Source organism: Streptomyces sp. NPDC004838 (assembly GCF_053600955.1).
Map to the genome: position 1 here is coordinate 59003 of NZ_JBSGAW010000035.1, position 20001 is coordinate 79003.

Annotated in this window: 15 protein-coding genes; 6 read left to right on the forward strand and 9 right to left on the reverse strand. The window is 69.3% G+C overall.

Going from position 1 to position 20001, the window contains the following annotated elements; translation table 11 throughout:
* Positions 1–119: 119 nt before the first annotated feature.
* The 4 genes from cydD to hisC all read right to left on the reverse strand — a co-directional run bounded on the left by cydD (position 120) and on the right by hisC (position 7889).
* Positions 120–3674 (reverse strand): thiol reductant ABC exporter subunit CydD, encoded by a 3555-nt coding sequence (gene cydD, locus ACWEFL_RS31145; protein ID WP_451719007.1) that lies wholly within the window; start codon positions 3672–3674, stop codon positions 120–122.
* Positions 3675–3860: 186 nt separating this feature from the next.
* Positions 3861–4862, reverse strand: a complete 1002-nt coding sequence (cydB, locus tag ACWEFL_RS31150; RefSeq protein WP_451719010.1) for a cytochrome d ubiquinol oxidase subunit II — start codon at positions 4860–4862, stop codon at positions 3861–3863.
* A gap of 22 nt (positions 4863–4884) precedes the next feature.
* Complete coding sequence (locus ACWEFL_RS31155; protein WP_451719012.1) at positions 4885–6396, reverse strand: cytochrome ubiquinol oxidase subunit I; 1512 nt, start codon at positions 6394–6396, stop codon at positions 4885–4887.
* Between the two features lie 413 nt (positions 6397–6809).
* The gene (hisC, locus tag ACWEFL_RS31160; protein ID WP_451719015.1) at positions 6810–7889 is read right to left on the reverse strand and encodes a histidinol-phosphate transaminase; all 1080 of its coding nucleotides are present in this window, start codon (positions 7887–7889) and stop codon (positions 6810–6812) included.
* Positions 7890–8497: 608 nt separating this feature from the next.
* On the opposite strand from hisC, the gene ACWEFL_RS31165 reads away from it, so the two are divergent.
* The 3 genes from ACWEFL_RS31165 to ACWEFL_RS31175 all read left to right on the forward strand — a co-directional run bounded on the left by ACWEFL_RS31165 (position 8498) and on the right by ACWEFL_RS31175 (position 12147).
* Positions 8498–9610, forward strand: a complete 1113-nt coding sequence (locus ACWEFL_RS31165; protein ID WP_451719017.1) for a LacI family DNA-binding transcriptional regulator — start codon at positions 8498–8500, stop codon at positions 9608–9610.
* A gap of 159 nt (positions 9611–9769) precedes the next feature.
* A complete protein-coding gene (locus ACWEFL_RS31170) occupies positions 9770–11170 on the forward strand; it encodes a metallophosphoesterase (RefSeq protein ID WP_451719080.1) in 1401 nt (466 codons plus the stop codon).
* A 149-nt stretch (positions 11171–11319) separates the two neighbouring features.
* Positions 11320–12147: a hypothetical protein gene (locus ACWEFL_RS31175; protein ID WP_451719020.1), complete on the forward strand. Its 828-nt coding sequence runs from the start codon at positions 11320–11322 to the stop codon at positions 12145–12147.
* 250 nt (positions 12148–12397) lie between these two features.
* On the opposite strand, the gene thiC is transcribed toward ACWEFL_RS31175, so the two are convergent.
* Positions 12398–14326 carry a phosphomethylpyrimidine synthase ThiC gene (thiC, locus tag ACWEFL_RS31180; protein ID WP_451719023.1) on the reverse strand — a complete coding sequence of 643 codons (1929 nt, stop codon included), beginning with the start codon at positions 14324–14326 and terminating at the stop codon, positions 12398–12400.
* A gap of 225 nt (positions 14327–14551) precedes the next feature.
* Here thiC and ACWEFL_RS31185 point away from each other — a divergent pair, with 225 nt between their 5' ends.
* The gene (locus ACWEFL_RS31185) at positions 14552–15976 is read left to right on the forward strand and encodes a YibE/F family protein (RefSeq protein WP_451719025.1); all 1425 of its coding nucleotides are present in this window, start codon (positions 14552–14554) and stop codon (positions 15974–15976) included.
* A gap of 26 nt (positions 15977–16002) precedes the next feature.
* On the opposite strand, the gene ACWEFL_RS31190 is transcribed toward ACWEFL_RS31185, so the two are convergent.
* The 4 genes from ACWEFL_RS31190 to ACWEFL_RS31205 form a co-directional block, all read right to left on the reverse strand.
* On the reverse strand, positions 16003–16437 hold the full coding sequence (locus tag ACWEFL_RS31190; RefSeq protein ID WP_451719028.1) for an SsgA family sporulation/cell division regulator: 435 nt from the start codon (positions 16435–16437) through the stop codon (positions 16003–16005).
* Positions 16438–16561: 124 nt separating this feature from the next.
* On the reverse strand, positions 16562–17299 hold the full coding sequence (locus ACWEFL_RS31195; RefSeq protein WP_451719083.1) for an IclR family transcriptional regulator: 738 nt from the start codon (positions 17297–17299) through the stop codon (positions 16562–16564).
* A gap of 328 nt (positions 17300–17627) precedes the next feature.
* Entirely contained in the window at positions 17628–17840 is a 213-nt protein-coding gene (locus ACWEFL_RS31200) for a DUF5326 family protein (protein ID WP_451719086.1), read from the reverse strand.
* A 128-nt stretch (positions 17841–17968) separates the two neighbouring features.
* Positions 17969–18286, reverse strand: coding sequence for a cupin domain-containing protein (locus ACWEFL_RS31205; RefSeq protein WP_451719031.1), 318 nt, complete (start codon positions 18284–18286; stop codon positions 17969–17971).
* Positions 18287–18337: 51 nt separating this feature from the next.
* On the opposite strand from ACWEFL_RS31205, the gene ACWEFL_RS31210 reads away from it, so the two are divergent.
* Both ACWEFL_RS31210 and ACWEFL_RS31215 read left to right on the forward strand, forming a co-directional pair.
* On the forward strand, positions 18338–18715 hold the full coding sequence (locus tag ACWEFL_RS31210; RefSeq protein ID WP_451719033.1) for a phage holin family protein: 378 nt from the start codon (positions 18338–18340) through the stop codon (positions 18713–18715).
* A 74-nt stretch (positions 18716–18789) separates the two neighbouring features.
* A complete protein-coding gene (locus ACWEFL_RS31215) occupies positions 18790–19926 on the forward strand; it encodes a cystathionine gamma-lyase (RefSeq protein WP_451719035.1) in 1137 nt (378 codons plus the stop codon).
* Positions 19927–20001: the final 75 nt, after the last annotated feature.

The window sequence follows — 20001 nt, forward strand, 5'->3', positions numbered from 1 at the left end:
CCTGCCGGAGTACATGACCCGTACAGGCCGGGGACGGGCCGGGGGATGTGCTCCCGCGACCGCACCCATCCTTCCCGTCACCGCCCCCCACGAAGCCGGCGGGCATGCGCCGGCCATGCTCAGACAGCCACCCGCGACAGCCCCGCGCCGAGTAGTTCCACCGCTTCGTCCGTCGCCCTCTCCCGCTCCAGCATCCGCCGCAGCGGGCCTTCCACGGCGGCGAGTTCGGCGTACGGGCCGTGCTGGACGGCCCGTCCGTCCTCCAGCACGACGATCTCGTCGACGGCGTCGAGCCCCCGCAGCCGGTGTGTGATCAGCACGGTCGCCGCTCCCTTCGCCGTCCGGCTCTCCGTCGCCGCCAGCAGATCCGCCGTCAGCGCGTCGGCCGTCGCCAGATCGAGGTGCTCGGCCGGCTCGTCGAGGACCAGGACCGGGAAGTCGGCGAGGAGCGCGCGGGCCAGGGCGAGCCGCTGCCGCTGACCGCCGGAGAGCCGGGCGCCGTGCTCCCCGACGAGGGTGTCGAGTCCCTGCGGCAGTGCGTCGACCCACTCCAGCAGCCGGGCGTCCGCGAGCGCCTGCCGCAGTTCGTCCTCGGTCGCCCCGGTACGGGCGAGCCTCAGATTCTCCCGTACGGAGCTGTCGAAGAGGTGGGCGTCCTGTGCGCAGAGCCCGACGAACCGGCGGACGGTGTCCCCGTCCAGCGTGTCCGCGGCCACCCCGCCGATCGTGTACGTCCCGGCCCCGGCGTCCAGGAAGCGGAGCAGCACCTGCGCGAGGGTGGTCTTCCCCGAGCCCGACGCGCCGACGACGGCGATGCGCTTGCCCGCCGTGACCGTGAGATCCAGTCCGGCGAGCGCGTCCCGGTCCTGTCCCGCGTAGCGGGCCCGCAGCCCCTGGACGCGGAGGGGGAAGGCCGTCGCCGGTGCCGCGGCCGGGTGCTCCGGCTCGTGCACCGGAACGGGCGCGTCCAGCACTTCGTACACCCGCTCGGCGCTCCGCTTGACCCGCTGGCGGTACTGCACGGCCAGCGGCAGACCGGTGACCGCCTCGAAGGCGGCGAGCGGGGTGAGGACGACGACGGCGAGGTTCACTCCGTCGAGCCGTCCCTCGCGCACCGCCTGCACTCCGGCGAGGGCGGCGAAGACGACGGTCAGTCCACAGGCGAGGGCGGAGAGCCCGGTGCCGATGGCGGTGGCCGCGGCTCCCCGGGAAGCGATCCGCGTCAGCCGCCGGTCCGCCTCCCTGGTGCTCTCGATCCGGCCCGTCAGCGCCCCGGCGACGGTCAGTTCCGCCGTACCGCGCAGAAGGTCGACGGTCCGTGTGGCGAGGGTGCCCCGTGCCGGGGCGAGTTGCCGCTCGGCCCGGCGGGCGATCGTTCCGCTGATGAGCGGTACGGCGACTCCCGCCGCGAGGAGTCCGATCGCGAGCACCGCTCCGGCCTCGGGCAGCAGCCAGGCGGTGAACCCGATCGCCCCCGCGCTGACGACCACGGCCGATCCCGCGGGCAGCAGCCAGCGGAGCCAGTAGTCCTGGAGGGCGTCGACGTCCAGGACGAGCCGGGTGAGCAGATCGCCGCGCCTGCTCTTCCTGAGGCCGGCCGGAGCTATGCGCTCCAGACGCCCGTAGACCGCGACCCTCATCTCGGCGAGCATCCGCAGGACGGCGTCGTGGGAGACGATCCGCTCGGCGTACCGGAACACGGCCCGGCCGATGCCGAAAGCGCGGGTGGCGGTCACGGCCATCATCAGATAGAGCACGGGCGGCTGTTCGGAGGCTCGGGAGATGAGCCAGCCGGAGACGGCCATCAGACCCACGGCCGAGCCGAGCGCCAGGCTGCCCAGGAAGAGCCCGAGCCAGAATCGGCCCCGCTGATTCCGGGCCGCCCGCCGTACCCGGGTGAGTGCCGGGACGCCGCCGGCCGGAGCTTCCGCGAACCGGTACGCGTCCTCGTGGTCGAGGGCGGCCGCCTCCGTGCCGGAGGCGGCCGCGGCCGTCCCCGCGGCCGTGCCGGTCCGGTCCGCCGCGGGGGGCGTGGCGCGGGTGAGGGTGACCACTCGGTCCGCCACAGCCAGCAGAGCCGGGCGGTGGACGACCAGCAGCACGGTCCGGCCGGCCGCCAGCCGCCGTACCGCGTCGACGACTCCTTCCTCGGTCTCCCCGTCCAGCGCCGCCGTCGGTTCGTCGAGGAGCAGCAGGGGGCGGTCGGCGAGGAAGGCCCGCGCGATCGCGAGCCGCTGCCGCTGGCCCGCGGAGAGCCCCGCGCCGTCCTCACCGAGCACGGTGTCCGCGCCGTGGGGGAGCGCGGTGACGAAGTCGTACGCCCCGGCCTCCCGCAGCGCGTCCATGACGGCCCGGTCGTCGGCGTCCGGCCGCGCCAGCCGTACGTTCTCGGCGATCGTTCCCGCGAAGAGGTACGGGCGCTGGGGCACCCAGGCGATCTGCTCGCGCCAGCGGTCGGCGTCGAGGTCCTTGAGGTCGACCCCGCCGACCGTGACCCGGCCTTCCGACGGTTCGGCGAAGCCGAGGAGCACATCGAGAAGCGTGGACTTCCCGATGCCGCTGGGGCCGACCAGGGCGAGGGTCTCCCCCGGTTCAACGGTCAGCGAGGCGGCGTCCAGCGAGGGTTCGGCCCGTCCCTCGTGCCGGACGGTCACCCTGTCCAGCTCCAGGCGGACCGTGGCGGGCACCGGCCTCGTACCGGCCGGGCGCGGCTCCCTCTCCAGGACTTCGAAGATCTCTTCGGCGGCCGAGAGTCCTTCGGCGGCGGCGTGGTACTGGGTCCCCACCATCCGGATCGGCAGATACGCCTCGGGGGCCAGGATCAGAATGACCAGCCCGGTGTAGAGATCCATGTCGCCGTGGACCAGCCGCATGCCGATGGTGACGGCCACCAGGGCGACGGAGAGTGTGGAGAGCAGTTCCAGGGCGAAGGAGGAGATGAAGGCGATCCGTAGCGTGCGCATGGTGGCGCGCCGGTACTCCGAGGTGATGGAGCGGATCGCCTCGGCCTGGGCCTTGGCCCGGCCGAAGATCTTGAGGGTCGGCAGTCCGGCGACGACATCGAGGAAGTGGCCCGACAGCCGGGACAGCAGCCGCCACTGACGGTCCATCCGGGTCTTGGTGTACCAGCCGATCAGCGTCATGAACACGGGGATCAGCGGCAGCGTCACCACGATGATGGCGGCGGAGACCCAGTCCTCGGTGACGACCCGTGCGAGTACCGCGACCGGTACGACCACCGCGAGGCCCAGTTGCGGCAGATAGCGGGAGAAGTAGTCGTCCAGCGCGTCGATTCCCCGCGTGGCGAGGGCGACCAGCGATCCGGTGCGCTGGCCGCTCAGCCAGCCGGGCCCGAGTTCGGCGGCACGGGCCAGCAGCCGTCCCCGCAGTTCGGACTTGACCGCCGCGCTCGCCCGGTGGGCGGCGAGTTCGGTCAGCCAGGAGACCGCGGCCCTGCCGACGGCGACCGCCGCCAGCAGGGCCAGCGGGGTCACCAGAGCGGAGGCGGAGGAGCCCTTCTGGAAGGCTCCCACCACCACTTCGGCGATCAGCATCGCCTGGGCGACGACCAGCGCTGCCCCGACCAGGCCGAGAAGCACTACCGCGATGAGGAAGCGGCGGGTGGTCCGGGCGTACCGGAGCAGACGCGGGTCGATCGGTTTCACGTGAAACATCCCCTACGGCTGATGGGACTGCTGGTGGGGCCGGGCATGTCCGTTGGGCGGCTTCGGCGCGGTGGGCGGCTTCGGCGAGCCTCCGCGGTCGGCGGCTCGGGTGGCCGTCTCCGGGGAGCGCCCGCGGTGGGCGGCTCCACCGCCGCGGCCGGATCGCCTTGCCGGCGAACGTTGCCGGTCACAGCTCTAGTGGGCATCGGCGATGTGCTGCGTGCCGATGCGCTTACGGAACACCCAGTACGTCCAGCCCTGGTAGAGCAGCACCACCGGCATGGCGATACCGGCACACCAGGTCATGATCTTCAGGGTGTACGGAGTCGACGAGGCGTTGGTGACCGTGAGGCTCCACGCGTCGTTGAGCGACGAGGGCATGACGTTCGGGAACAGCGTCAGGAACAGCATCGCGACCGCGGCCACGATGGTCACACCCGAGAAGCCGAACGACCATCCTTCGCGCCCGGCCAGATTCGTGCCGATCGCGGCCACCAGAGCCGCCACCGCGATGATCATCGCGATCAGGCTGGAGCCGCCGCCGTGGGCGGCCTGGGTCCAGATCAGGAAGCCGAGCGCGAGCACGGCCGTGAGGACCCCCAGCTTGGTCGCCAGGGCACGGGCCCGGACGCGGATGTCACCCACCGTCTTCAGCGCGATGAAGATCGAGCCGTGGAAGGTGAAGAGCACCAGCGTGACGAGCCCGCCGAGGATCGAGTACACGTTGAGCAGATCGAAGAAGTTGCCGACGTACTCCTTGTTGGCGTCGATCTTCACCCCGCGCACGATGTTGCCGAAGGCCACACCCCAGAGGAAGGCCGGAATCAGCGAGGACCAGAAGATCGCGTGCTCCCAGTTGGTCTGCCAGCGCTCCTCCTCCCGCTTGTGCCGGTACTCGAAGGACACGCCCCGCACGATCAGACAGAACAGGATGATCAGCAAGGGCAGATAGAAGCCCGAGAACAGCGTGGCGTACCAGTCCGGGAAGGCGGCGAAGGTCGCGCCGCCCGCGGAGAGCAGCCAGACCTCGTTGGCGTCCCAGACGGGGCCGATCGCATTGATCAGCACCCGCCGTTCCTTGCGGTTGCGGGCGAGCAGTTTGGTCAGGACGCCGACCCCGAAGTCGAACCCTTCGAGGAAGAAGTAGCCGATCCACAGGACGGCGATGAGTACGAACCAGACGTCGTGGAGTTCCATGCCTCAGCAGCTCCTCAGTGCCTCAGTAGGAGAAGGCCATAGGCCGGTCGGCGTCGTCGCGGTCGTCGCCGCCGATCTTGGTGGGCGGATGGAGATCGGCCTCCGTCAGCTCGGGCGGACCTGCCTTGACGTACTTCACCAGCAGCTTGACCTCGATCACGGCGAGCACCGCGTAGAGCAGGGTGAAGACGATCATCGAGGTGAGGACCTCGCCCTGTGAGACTCCGGGGGAGACCGCGTCCCGGGTGCGGAGCACTCCGTACACCACCCAGGGCTGACGTCCCATCTCCGTGAAGATCCAGCCCCAGGAGGTGGCGATCAGCGGGAAGGTCATGGTCCAGAGGGCGGTGATCCAGTACCAGCGGCTGAAGCGCGGGCCCAGCGCCTTCTTGCGGAAGAGCACCAGATTCGGTACCTCGTCCTCACCCGTGCGCAGCGCGGTCGGCAGCAGGAACCTCTTGCGGGTGAGCCAGAGACCGAGCAGTCCGATACCGAAGGACGCCATGCCGAAGCCGATCATCCAGCGGAAGCCCCAGTACGCGACGGCGATATTGGGCCGGTAGTCACCGGGCCCGTACTTCGCCTGCTCGGCCTTGTTGACGTCGTTGATGCCGGGAACGTGCGACTCGAAGTCACCCTTGGCCAGGAAGGACAGCAGTCCCGGAATCTCGATGGCGACCTTGTTGTGCCCCTTGTCGACGTCTCCGTAGGCGAAGACCGAGAAGGGCGCCGGCGCCTCGCCGTCCCACAGGGCCTCGGCCGCGGCCATCTTCATCGGCTGCTGTCGGTACATGACCTTGCCGAGCACATCGCCGCTGACGGCGGTGAGGAGACCGGCCGTGATCAAGGTGACCAGTCCCAGCCGCAGCGAGGTGCGCATCTCCGGGATGTGCTTCTTGCGCGCCAGGTGGTACGCGGCGATGCCGACCAGGAACGCGCCACCGACGAGGAAGGCGGCGGTGATGGTGTGGAAGAACTGCGCGAGCGCGGTGTCCTGGGTCATCACCCGCCAGAAGTCGGTCAGCTCGGCCCGTCCCCGCTCCTCGTTGATGCGGTAGCCGACCGGGTGCTGCATCCAGGAGTTGGCGGCCAGGATGAAGTACGCGGAGAAGACCGTGCCGATCGAGACCATCCAGATACAGGCCAGATGGATCTTCTTCGGCAGCTTGTCCCATCCGAAGATCCACAGCCCGATGAAGGTGGACTCGAAGAAGAACGCGATCAGAGCTTCGAAGGCGAGCGGGGCGCCGAAGATGTCACCGACGAAGCGGGAGTAGTCGGACCAGTTCATGCCGAACTGGAACTCCTGCACGATGCCGGTGACGACACCCATCGCGATGTTGATCAGGAACAGCTTGCCCCAGAACTTCGTCGCCTTGAGGTACTTCTCCTTCTCCGTCCGGACCCATGCGGTCTGAAGGCCCGCCGTGAGTGCGGCGAGAGAGATCGTCAGAGGGACGAAGAGGAAGTGGTAGACGGTGGTGATGCCGAACTGCCATCGCGCCAAAGTCTCCGGCGCCAGAGCCAAGTCCACGTCGTCATCTCCTTACATCGACGAGGTCGAGCGGCAGTTTGCCTGACTTGTCCTGGCTAACACGGGAGGAACCAGGACACGCTTGTGAACGCGTTCACATTCACAAGCATTATGTCTCATACGAAATCCGCACTGGTGACCGGGGGGTACCTCTTGACGTAACAAACGAATCCCAGTAGAGGGCGACCCGCCTCCCAGGGCGATCCGAGCGGCCACGGCCGGGCCCGGACATGCCTCCGGCCCGGATCCGCACCAGGATCCGGGCCGGGACTTCTGACGTGATCGCCACGGCTACGGCTACGGCTACGGCAGCACCGACGCCGACAGTGACGACACGGCCGCGACCGCCACGGGAACACCCGTAGACGCGACCGTCACGGGAAACGCGCCGCCGCTACAGCCCCCGCGGGCGGCTACAGCTCCTTGCGGAACGCCTCGGCCGTGTGCAGGAGCAGATCGTTGGCCTCGGCCTCCCCGATGGTGACCCGCACCCCCTCGCCCGCGAACGGCCGCACCACGACCCCGGCCCGCTCACAGGCGGCCGCGAAGTCGGCCGTACGCTGCCCGAGCCGCAGCCAGACAAAGTTCGCCTGCGTCTCCGGCACGGTCCAGCCCTGCTCGACCAGGGCCTCGTACACCCGCGCCCGCTCGCAGACCAGCGAGCCGACCCGCCCCAGCAGCTCGTCCTCGGCCCGCAGCGAGGCGACCGCCGCGTCCTGCGCGAGCTGCGTCACACCGAAGGGCACCGCGGTCTTGCGCAGCGCCGCGGCCACCGCCTCATGGGCGATCGCGAAACCGACCCGCAGGCCCGCGAGACCGTACGCCTTGGAGAAGGTGCGCAGCACCGCCACATTCGGGCGATCACGGTAGATCTCCACGCCGTCCGGCACCTCGGCGTCCCGGATGAACTCGCGGTACGCCTCGTCCAGCACCACCAGGACATCCGACGGCACCCGGTCGAGGAACCGCTCCAGCTCGGCCCGGCGTACCACCGTGCCGGTCGGGTTGTTGGGGTTGCACACGAAGATCAGCCGGGTCCGGTCGGTGATCGCACCGGCCATCGCGTCCAGATCGTGCACCTCACCGGAGGTCAGCGGCACCTGGACCGATGTCGCGCCGCTGACCTGGGTGATGATCGGATACGCCTCGAAGGACCGCCAGGCGTAGATGACCTCGTCCCCCGGGCCCGAGGTGGACTGCAGCAACTGCTGCGCCACGCCTACGGACCCCGTACCGGTGGCCAGATGCGAAACCGGCACACCGAAACGATCCGCCAGCTCATTCATCAGACCGGTACAAGCCATGTCCGGGTAGCGGTTGAACCCCTGCGCGGCCGCCGTCACGGTCTCCATCACACCCGGCAGCGGCGGATAGGGGTTCTCGTTCGACGACAGCTTGTAAGCGGCGGGGCCGCCGGCGGCCGCGGGCTTGCCGGGCTTGTAGGTGGGGATGCCGTCCAGCTCGGCGCGCAGCTTGGGGCTCGTCTCGCTCACCGCAGGTCCTCCTGACCGTCCGTACGTCTGTGAACCAACACCGCAGAAACCAATACTGCTCACCTTATGAGGATTCCCGTTTCTTGCGTACGGCCGGGAACGGGACGCGGCTCACAGGCGGTGGCCACGGCACGACGGCACGGAAGCGGCACGGCCGACGACCGGGCCGGCGCATGAGAGCGGCACAGCCGACGACCGGGCCGGCGCACGGGAGGGGCTCGGTCACCCGTCCGGCGACGGGCCTCTCTCTTCACCCGTCGGGCCAGGGGCCCCGAGGCCGCTTCCCGGCAGGCCCCTCAACGGCGTCCGGAAGGGGCGGCAGCCCGCTCGGGACGGCCCGAGACAGGGGGGAGCGCTCAGCTCTTCGGCGCACGCCGGTGCCTCGCTCCGTGGTGCGCATCCCCCGTAGAGGTGAGTTGAGACCTCTTCGAAACATCGCCCCCTCGACAGGTCTATGCGGCCAGAGACCCCGGAGCCCGCAGGCTGTCTTATCAAGTCCCTTATTTTCCAAGGCAGTTAATGCCTTATGATCATGCAGAATCGTGCCTGTCAACGAGTGCATATGCGACCGGCCCAACCGCCCACGTGAGCCCTAATATCGGCTCGCCATGACAGCAGCAGGGAAGCACCAGGTGAGCCGGACGGACACATCCCGCCGAGGCAGCCGGCAGAGTCGGGCAGGCATTCGAGATGTCGCCGCCGCAGCCGGTGTCTCCATCACGACTGTCTCGGACGCGCTCAACGGGAAGGGCCGGCTCCCGGACGCCACTCGCAGACACGTCCGCGAGGTCGCCGACCGGCTGGGCTACCGCCCGTCCGCCGCGGCCCGCACACTCCGTACCGGCAAGTCGGGACTCATCGGCCTGACGGTGACGACATACGGGGATGAACCTTTCACCTTCACGGAGTTCGCGTACTTCGCCGAAATGGCGCGAGCCGCGACCTCCGCGGCGCTCGCCCGCGGGTACGCCCTGGTGATCCTCCCCGCGACCTCACGCCATGACGTCTGGTCGAATGTCGCACTCGACGGCACGGTCGTCATCGATCCATCCGACCATGACCCGGTCGTCACCGAACTCGTCAGACAGGGGCTGCCCGTCGTCTCCGACGGACGCCCGGCCGGGACTCTCCCGGTCACCGCCTGGGTCGACAACGACCACGAAGCCGCCGTACTCGATCTGCTCGACCATCTCGCCGACGCCGGCGCCCGCAGAATCGGGCTGCTCACCGGTACCACCACCGACACCTACACCCGTCTGTCCACGACCGCGTATCTCAGCTGGTGCGAGCGCGTGGGCCAGGATCCGGTCTACGAGTCCTACCCCGCCCACGACCCGTGCGCCGGAGCCGTCGCCGCCGACCGCCTCCTCGCCCGCCCGGACCGCCCGGACGCCGTCTACGGACTCTTCGACCCCAACGGCACCGATCTGCTCGCCGCCGCCCGGCGGTACGGTCTGAGGGTCCCCGAGGACCTTCTGCTGGTGTGCTGCAGCGAGTCGACGGTGTACGCCACCACCGAACCGCCCATCACGACGCTCTCGCTCAAGCCGCGCAGGATCGGCACGGCGGTCGTCCAGCTCCTCATCGACGCCATCGAGGGAGTGGACGAGGACCGGCCGGTCGAGCAGGTGATACCGACCGAGCTGATCGTCCGGACGTCCTCGCAGCGCCGCTCCCCGCGGACGACTGTGAGCGCGCCGCGCTCCCCGTCCCAGGATTAGAATTTCCCAAAACGGGTGAAACGGACGACGCGTCAGGGGTGCTGATGGATTCATCGCCCCTGGTGCGTCACACAGCGCGGACCTCATTCCTATGATGGGCGCACGACACCGCGGACCACCCCGACCAGGCTGGGCCGAGAGGTGAACGGCGGCGCGACGGTGGTGGAGGGGTCGATGACTCAGGGGGCCGGTCAGGGACCCGTGGTGCGGACGGCGACATTGCGCGATTTCCGCGTTCCGCCGTACGCGCAGATGCCCGTGGAGCCGGAAGCGCCCGGCGCTTCGCGGGATCCGCTGGACCATCAGTCCGGGCAGCCGCCCCAGTCCCCGCCCCCGGCACACCGGTCACCGCAGTCGCCCGTGCCTCCTCAGCACGACATGCCCCAGGGGCAGCACCGCCGGCAGGGTCTTGCCCCGGCCCCCGCGCCCGCCCCCGTACAGGCGGAAGAGGCGCCCACGGGACAACCCGCGCCGACGGGGTCACCGGCACAAGCATCCGTACCCGTAGGTGGTGAGACGCCCGCGCCCGTGGGGCGGGCCGCGTACGAACCCCACGGCGCACCGCCGCCCCCTCCCATGCCGCTCGGCCGCTCCGACCACCCCGGCAACGCCTTCCCGGAGGGCGAGATCCCCGAGGGGTACACCCCCACCGAGCGCGATCTCCCGGTGATCCGGCGGGGCGGCCCCGGTGACACCGTCCAGGTGCGGGTCGACCCGGACGAGTCCCCGGTGCCGGACGGCCTCGGCCCGCTCTATGTCGTCGGCGACGTCCACGGCTATCTGGACGAACTGCTCGCGGCCCTCGCCGAGCAGGGCCTCATCGACGCCGACGGCAACTGGACGGCCGGCCACGCCCGCCTCTGGTTCCTCGGCGACTTCACCGACCGGGGCCCCGACGGCATCGGCGTCATCGACCTGGTGATGCGGCTCTCCGCCGAGGCCGCCGCCGCCGGCGGCTACTGCAAGGCCCTGATGGGCAACCACGAACTGCTCCTGCTGGGCGCCAAACGCTTCGGGGACACCCCCGTCAACTCCGGTGCCGGGACCGCCACGTTCCAGGCCGCCTGGCTCCTCAACGGCGGCCAGAAGGCCGATATGGACCGGCTCCAGGACGTCCACCTCCAGTGGATGTCCCGCCTCGACGCCCTGGCCGAGGAGGACGAGCATCTGCTGATGCACTCCGACACCACGGCGTACCTCGAATACGGCTCCACCATCGAGGACGTCAACGAGACCGTCCAGGAGATCCTGACCCGCAACGACGCCGAAGAGTGCTGGGACCTGTTCCGCAAGCTCACCAAACGCTTCGCCTTCCGCGACGAAGCGGGCCCCCGGGCCGTGCGCGAACTGCTCTCCGCCTATGGCGGCAGCCGCGCCGTGCACGGCCACAGCCCCATTCCGTATCTCCTCGGCGAAGTCGGCACGGAGGACGGCGAGGACGGGGAGCGCCCGGTCGTCGAGGGCCCGCACGTGTACGCGGACGGGCTCGCCATCGCCATGGACGGCGGCGTGACCATGGCCGGAAAGCTCCTAGTCGTCCAACTTCCGCTCCCCGGATGACACAAGCCGGACCTGCGATTTATCGAAACCCCCTGTCACCCCGTGCCGTAACGGCTCTACCATCGGGTTATCCGTAGCAGGCTCTCCTCCGCTTGCGCCCAACCAACCCGTCCCAGACGGGCGATGCGGGCTCTGCGGAGCATCGGGGGATGCACATGAACAGCGCTCCGCACCTGCTGGCCGAGGACCGTGCCGAGTTCGAGCGTGTCCTCGACGACGCGCTGAGCAACGCCCATGAAAGACCGGATCTCGACGCCATCGGCCGGCGACTGAACGCGACACAGCTCCGCACCATGGCCCTGAACGCGACGGCGCTCATCAGCACCGCCGCGGCCGCCGAGTACGAGCACTACCGGAAAATACGCGAGGAGGCCCGTGCGCCCGCGGCCCAGGCGGACGGGCAGAACTCCGCACAGGTCCCCGCGGCAGGCGAGCCGGACGGGAACGGCGCCGGGTTCGCCGCCGTCATCACCGTCCTCGCCCCGGTGCTCGCCGGAACAGCGGCGGTGATCTTCCTGCTCGTCGGCTACCTATTGAAAATGCTCGAACCCACGCCCTCCTTCGCGACGACGCTGGTCTCGGCGGGCTGGTTCTTCGGGGCGCTCACGGCAGCAGCCATCCTGGTCGCCGCCGTCGGGCTGCTGCTCACCGCCCTGCGCAACGATCCGACCCAGGTTCCGGCCGAGGAGACGGCGGGCGAGCTTCCCGACGAGGTGGCACGTGCCAAGGACGCCTGGCGGCACGCTCTGCTGGAGCGCGGCATCCTGCCGTTCCTCCGGGCCGCCCTGTCCGATCCGAGCGCGGATCCGGCCTCCACCACACCGCCACGCCCTGTGAGCCGTATCCCCAAGGTGGGGTACAGCGGACCGGACTACTCCAGTCCGAGCGAGGGCTCGACGGCCGGACAGCGGCCCACCTTCACCAGCCCGGATTTCACCAGCCCGGACTTCGGCGGCCCCGAGCACCAGCCGGAGTGACCTCCGGGCGGTGCCGCCACGACGGCTGTCGAGGCCGCTCCGGGTGGCCGGCCGTCCTCCGGCGGCCGCTGCCCGTGTTTCCGCGGCTGCCGAGGTCGGCGTGGATGCCGCTGCCGTGCGCCCACCGGCTGCCGAGAGCGGCGGAAACCAGTGCGAAGGTTCCCACCGCTCACGCGCGGGCGGCCTGTTCACCCCCGTCGGTCGGAGGGTGGCGGGTGGTAGGTGGTGGGTCGGGCGGTCCTGCGGACGGTCAGTCGGTGGACCGGTCCGCGAGCGGCAGATAGACGCGGTTGCCGCTCGCCGCGAACTCCTTGGACTTCTGGAGCATGCCCTCGGCGATCTCCTCATCCGTCGAGCCGTCGGCGGAGGCATCGGCTCCGAACTGCTCGGCGATGCTTCGGCTGATCTTCATGGAGCAGAACTTCGGACCGCACATCGAGCAGAAGTGCGCGGTCTTGGCGGGCTCCGCCGGCAGCGTCTCGTCGTGGAACTCCCGTGCCGTGTCCGGATCGAGGGCCAGATTGAACTGGTCCTCCCACCGGAACTCGAAGCGCGCGTCGGAGAGCGCGTCGTCCCATTCCTGGGCGGTCGGGTGCCCCTTGGCGAGATCGGCCGCATGCGCGGCGATCTTGTAGGTGATGACGCCGGTCTTCACATCGTCCCGGTTCGGCAGACCGAGATGCTCCTTCGGGGTGACGTAGCAGAGCATGGCCGTGCCCCACCAGGCGATCATCGCCGCCCCGATGCCCGAGGTGATGTGGTCATAGCCGGGGGCCACATCGGTCGTGAGCGGGCCGAGCGTGTAGAAGGGGGCCTCCTCGCAGATCTCCTGCTGAAGGTCGATGTTCTCCTTGATCTTGTGCATCGGGACGTGGCCGGGGCCCTCGATCATCGTCTGTACCTGGAAACGCTTGGCGATCCGGTTGAGTTCCCCGAGCGTCCTCAACTCCGCGAACTGCGCTTCGTCGTTGGCGTCCGCGATCGATCCGGGCCGCAGACCGTCCCCGAGGGAGTACGTGACGTCGTACGCGGCGAGAATCTCGCACAGCTCCTCGAAGTTCTCGTACAGGAACGATTCCTTGTGGTGGGCCAGACACCAGGCCGCCATGATGGAGCCGCCGCGCGAGACGATGCCGGTCTTGCGGCGGGCCGTCAGCGGGACGTACCGCAGCAGCACACCGGCGTGGACCGTCATGTAGTCGACGCCCTGCTCGGCCTGTTCGACCACCGTGTCCTTGTAGATCTCCCAGCTCAGCTCCTCGGCCCTGCCGTCGACTTTCTCCAGGGCCTGGTAGAGCGGGACGGTACCGATCGGCACGGGGGAGTTGCGGAGCACCCACTCACGGGTGGTGTGGATGTTGCGGCCTGTGGAGAGGTCCATGACCGTGTCCGCGCCCCAGCGCGTCGCCCAGGTCATCTTCTCGACCTCCTCCTCGATGGAGGAGGTGACGGCGGAGTTGCCGATGTTGGCGTTGACCTTCACCAGGAACCGCTTGCCGATGATCATCGGCTCGATCTCCGGGTGGTTGACATTGGCCGGGAGCACCGCGCGGCCTGCGGCGATCTCCTCCCGTACCACCTCGGGGGAGACGCTCTCACGGATCGCCACGTACTCCATCTCCGGGGTGATCTCGCCCCGGCGGGCGTATGCGAGCTGGGTCACCGCCTGCCCCGGCCGACCCCGGCGGGGCCGGCGCGGACGGCCCGGGAAGACCGCGTCGAGGTTTCTGAGCCCGCCTCGGGGCGAGGTGTGCCTGACCCCGTCGTCCTCGGGGCGGACCGGGCGGCCCGCGTACTCCTCGGTGTCACCGCGGCCGGTGATCCAGTTCTCCCGCAGCGGCGGCAGGCCGGCGCGTACGTCCGTTGTGACGGTGGGATCGGTGTAGGGGCCGGATGTGTCGTACAGCGTCACATCCGTCCCATCGGTGAGGTGCACCTGACGGACCGGCACCTGGATGTCGGGGCGGGAGCCCTCGATGAATCCCTTGTGCCAACCCGGTTCGCGCTCGCCGGGCTCGGCAGCCCGTACCGCGTCGCGATCGCTGTTCCGGCCCGTTTTCCGACCCGACGGGTTCTGACCCGACGAGTTCTGACCCGACGAGTTCTGACCCGCGTTCCGGCCAGTGTCCTGATCTGCGTTCTGCCCAGCGGCAGGCGTGCGTGCATCCTGAACGGTCATGGAGACCTACTCCCTACGCCGGCATTACCCGGTAACAGGTTCGGCGGTCGACGCAGCGGTTTCCGCAGACGCCGTACTGGCCGTTGGCCAGACGGGTATGCGGAGGTCAGCGCCCTCTCAGCCCGGTGCTCCGAGCTCCCGCGTGTGCAAAGGTGCCACCAACGCTAGCGTCATTTCTGGCGTGCTGAACAGAGGCCCCCCGCCCGTTCTTGCGATGATCGGTCGGTGACCTCTTCGCCGCTCGCCCCTCAGCAGCCGCACGACCCGTCGCAGCCCCCACAGCCGCGACGGTCCCCCGAGCCGCCCGGCCATGGGCACGGCCACGCGCACAGCCACGGTCCCGCGGCACCCGTCTCCCTGCATCTGCGCAAGGTCATCGCCGCGGTGCTGATCCCGTTCGCCGGCGCGGTCGTCGTGGGCCTGCTGGTGCTGTGGCCCGGCTCAGCACCCGGCCATGAGCGCACAGGGGTGGGCTTCGACCGGCAGACCGAGCAGGCGACGGTGACGCGGGTCGACGCGGTCGACTGCGGGGAAGTGAACGCCGCCCAGGTCCCGCCCACCGGCGACACCAGCACCCCCCAGGGGCGCGAGGCGGTCAACTCCCAGAAGGGCATGTGCGAGAAGGCCACGATCGAGGTCACCACGGGCAGGGACAAGGGCCGTACCTTCACCGAGATCGTCCCGCCGGACGCGTCGCGGAAGTTGGACAAGGGCGATGGCGTGGTCGTGGCGTTCGCCCCCGATGCCCCCCGCGACCTCCAGTACTCGGTGATCGACGTGGGCCGCAAGATTCCGTTGGCGGTGCTGGCGGGGATCTTCGCGATCGCCGTGGTGCTCGTGGGGCGGAAGCGCGGGCTGATGGCGCTGATCGCGCTCGCCGCCTCGTTCGCCGTGCTGACGCTCTTCATCCTGCCCGCGATCCTGGAAGGCTCCAATCCGCTGGTCGTCGCGATCGTCGGGTCGAGCGCCATCATGCTGATCGCGCTCTACTCGTGCCATGGGCTGACCGCGCGCACCTCGGTCGCGGTTCTCGGCACACTGATCTCGCTGCTGCTGATCGGGCTGCTGGGCTCGGTGTTCATCGGCTGGGCGAGCCTGTCCGGCGACACCGACGACAACACGGGCCTGATCCATGGCCTGTATCCCCAGATCGACATGAGCGGCCTGCTGCTGGCAGGTGTGATCATCGGTTCGCTCGGCGTGCTGGACGATGTGACGGTCACCCAGACATCGGCCGTCTGGGAACTGCGCCAGGCGGATCCCGGTATGGGCCCCCGTGCGCTGTATCGCGCCGGTATCCGGATCGGCCGCGATCACATCGCGTCCGTCGTCAACACCCTCGTACTGGCCTACGCGGGTGCGGCGCTGCCCCTGCTGCTGCTCTTCACCATCGCTCAGAGCAGTGTGGGGACGGTCGCCAACAGCGAGCTGGTGGCGGAGGAGATCGTACGGACCCTCATCGGGTCGATCGGTCTGGTCGCTTCGGTGCCGGTGACCACGGCGCTCGCGGCGCTGGTGGTCTCCGCCGACCGGCCGGCGGCCGACGGCCCGGCGCCGGGGAGCAGAGCGCCCCTGCGCGGTACGGCGGCGGGGCTGGGCGGCCCGGGGCTCTTGGGGCGGGGTGGCTCGGGCCGCCGCAGGAAGAAGTAGCCGAGCGGCTGAGGCGTATGTACGCCTCAGCCCGCGTTCTCCTCCGCCAGGATGCTCCTCAGCGCCTGCTCAAGCGAGCTTTCGAAGTCACCGAAGGCCCGCTCCTGCCCCATCGGCACCAGGCGGTCGGTGCGGTCGAGGAAGGCCACGACCGGTGCCGCGCTCACCTGGAACAGCGCGCGGTCGCCCCCGACCTGGAGCCTGATGCCGAGGTCGGACAGTTCCTCCGGTCCCATCGGCGCGATGTGCACATCGCCGTCCCCGCTCGGGCCGACCAGTCCGTCCAGCAGGAGGTCGCGGCTGAAGGCCCAGGTCACAGGCGCGTCTCCGGGCAGGTGGAAGGTCATCCGCACAGCGTACGGATCTTCCGTCCCGTACCGGAGTTCCACCGGGATCCGAAACGAGAGCTCCTCGGAGACAAGGAAGCTCATCAGGACTTCGGCCTGGACCGACTCGTGCATCGTGTACCCCGCAGTGGATGAAGCCTGCTCGAAGAAGCCTGCATAAAACGGTCAGGAAGGATTCCCCTGAACGTCTTGCCTTAATCGTGCTCTAAGCGACCAGAGAACTACAAGGAGTGATTTTTCAGATACTGATAGAGAACGCGAGGGAACTGAGGACTCCACCTATGCCCTTGCGCAGTTGCTCGATCGCCGGAAGCAACCGCTCCTCCTGGTGCAGAGGGAGGGAGATCGCCATCGCCGCGGCCGTGGATCCGGCCGTGATCGGGATGGCGGCGCAGACCGTGCCGAGCGCGTACTCCTGGCGCTCCACGACCGGTTGCATGCGCTCGATGGAGGCGAGCCGCTCCAGCAGCGTGCGCCGGTCGCCTACGGAGTAGGGCGTCACCGGCCGCACCGGGTGGCGGTCGAGATGGTCACGGCGGGCGGCCTCGTCGAGCTGGCTCAGCAGACACTGGCCGATGGCGTGGGCATGCCCGGTCTCACGGAAGTCCGCCCACTCGGCGACGGCCGGCGCATAGGACGTGTCCGAGACGGCGACCAGTTCGATCTCGCCCTCGCGGTAGACCGCGAAGTAGACCGGGACACCGAGCACGTCACGCCAGTGCGCCAGCGACTCCTCCAGCCTGGTGCGACGATTCTGCACAGACCCGCCAAGGGCCAGCCGCCCGACGGCGTCGCCCACGACGAAGACGCCCTTCTCACGGCGCAGATAGTTCTCATGGGTCAGAGTGCGCAGCAGGTGATAGGCCGTGGGAAGCGGAATCCCGGCTTCACGCGCGAGCTGCTTCGCGGGCGCCCCGTCCGGATGGGAGGACGCGGCCTCCAGCAGCCTGAGCGCCCGTTGCACCGAGCCGATCAGGGTAGGGACAGCCGCGTTGGTCGCCGCGGCTCTGTCGGCTGCGGCGGCTGTCGCTGCGGCGTTCGTCAATGCGGTCAATGGTCACCCCCAGGCATGGTGACGGGCGACTCGCCCGTCCGCGGGGGCCGTCCCCGTACGCCCGCCGCACAGCCTTCAGAGGTTTCCCACGTCTCTCCCAGGGGGCGCTCAAGAGGTCACAAGAGGGCTCACAAGGGGTGGTGAATCCGGAAGCCCGGCAGCGGAATGCCACTGTAATGGTCACTCAACCGGCCGGACCCGAGTTGGCCGGGGGTTCCCCCGGCTGGGTTAACGCCCGCGGCGGCAGTGGTCACCAGTCTCCGCGCGACTTCGAGGCGCCGATGAACTTCCGTACGGCGAAAACGAGTCCGCCCACGAGTGCGACGAGGACCAGAGCCTTGAAGAGCAGAGCGATCACAAAACCGACAAGGTTCGCGATCAGCCCGCCGAAGACCACCAGCACGACGACGGGCACCGCGACCCACTTCACCCACCAGGGCATTCCGGCGAATATCTCTCGCACAGCCATCGCGCCTACCTCGATTCTCTGAGTACCTGCCCTCGATGCTAGGCGGACAGGAGTGGTGAACGGGGGCCCGCGAGCCCTTGCTCTCCCCTGACCCGCCCCCTAGGGACACGCGGGGGCGGACGTCAGCTCTCAGGGGGAGAGAACACCACCATGACCCGCAGGTCCTCGGTGATGTGGTGGAACTTGTGCGGCGCCCCTGCTGGGACATAGATCACACTGCCCCGGCCGACATGCGTCGTCTCCGTACCCACCGTGATCGCGGCGCGACCGCTGACGACGAAGTAGATCTCGTCCTGGAGATGGGGCTCCTGCGGATCCAGCGCACCCGCGTCGAGCGCGTAGAGACCGGCCGACATGTTCCGCTCACGCAGGAACTGGAGGTATGCGCCGTCGTTCGAGGCGCGTTCCGCCTCCAGCTCGTCCAGCCGGAATGCCTTCATCGTGCGTCTGCCCCTGCCCTCGTTCCGATCGCGTCTGCCACGATCAGACACATGAAGAATTTCGTAGTCAAGACGATCGCGAACGCAGCGGCTCTGGCCGTGGCGGTCTGGCTGCTCGCGGACATCACTCTGACCGGGGACGGCACCGGCGGGAAAGCCCTGACGCTGGTGGTGGTCGCACTCCTCTTCGGCCTGGTCAACACGTTCGTCAAACCCCTGGCGAAGCTGATAGCACTGCCGCTCTTCATCGTCACGCTCGGGCTGATCACCCTGGTCATCAACGCGCTGATGCTGCTGCTGACCTCGTGGCTCGCGGACAAGTTCGGCCTGGACTTCCATGTCGAGGGCTTCTGGACGGCCGTGATCGGCGGACTCATCATCTCGGTCGTCTCATGGGCCGTAAACATGGCTCTGCCCGACGGGGACTGAGCACAGGTCCCCGGCACGGGGCACCGGCAGGACGGGGGGCACCGAGAAGCGCGAGCACGAGGAGCGGTACGGGAATGGGCACACACGTGGGAGACGGTACGAGAGCGGTACGGGCGGGCCTGCCCGAGCCGGTGGCATACGAGCCGTCGCTGCCGGGACCGGTCTTCGCCGCCCACTTCCACCTGCCGGGGGAGCCGACCGGTCCGTACACCTATGGGCGCGACTCCAACCCGACCTGGACCGGTCTGGAACGGGCCATCGGGGAGCTGGAGGCGCCCGGGGAGCCCGTCGAGACGGTCGCCTTCGCCTCCGGGATGGCGGCGGTCTCCGCCGTGCTCTTCTCGCAGCTGCGCTCCGGGGACGCCGTGGTGCTGCCCAGCGACGGCTATCAGGCGCTGCCCCTGGTGCGCGAGCAGCTCGAGGCGTACGGAGTGGAGGTCCGTACCGCCCCGACGGCCGACGACGCTCAGCTGTCCGTGCTGGAGGGCGCGCGGCTGCTGTGGCTCGAGACCCCGTGCAACCCGGTGCTCGATGTCTGCGATGTGCGGCGGCTGGCGGACGCGGCGCATTCGGCGGGTGCCCTGGTCGCCGTCGACAACACCCTGGCGACACCGCTCGGGCAGCGTCCCCTGGCGCTCGGGGCCGACTTCTCGGTGGCCAGCGACACCAAGGGGATGACGGGCCACGGCGATCTCCTGCTCGGCCATGTGACCTGCCGCGATGCCGGGCTTGCGGCGGATGTCCGCAGATGGCGCAAGATCGTCGGGGCGATTCCCGGGCCCATGGAGGCATGGCTCGCGCACCGTTCGCTGGGCACCCTGCATCTGCGAATCGAACGACAGTGCGCGAATGCCATGGCGCTCGCGAAGGCGCTGAGCGCACGGAAGGAAGTGGCGGGGCTGCGCTATCCGGGGCTGCCGGGGGACCCCTCACACGCGCAGGCCGACCGCCAGATGCGACGGTACGGCGGTGTGATCTCCTTCACGCTGCCCGACCGTGACCACGCGGAACGCTTTCTGAACGCCGTACGGCTCGTGGACGACGCGACGAGCTTCGGCGGGCTGCGGTCATCGGCCGAACGGCGGGGTCGCTGGGGCGGGGACGCGGTACCGGAAGGCTTCATCCGCCTCTCAGCGGGCGCCGAGGACACGAACGACCTGGTCACCGATGTGCTACGGGCACTTGACGCAGCCGAACGGAATGAGCCGTAGGCGGCTGCGGGTGGCCCGAACCTCCCCCCTCATGGCTCGGACCACCCCGGTTCTCTCCCCAAAGAACCACGCGAA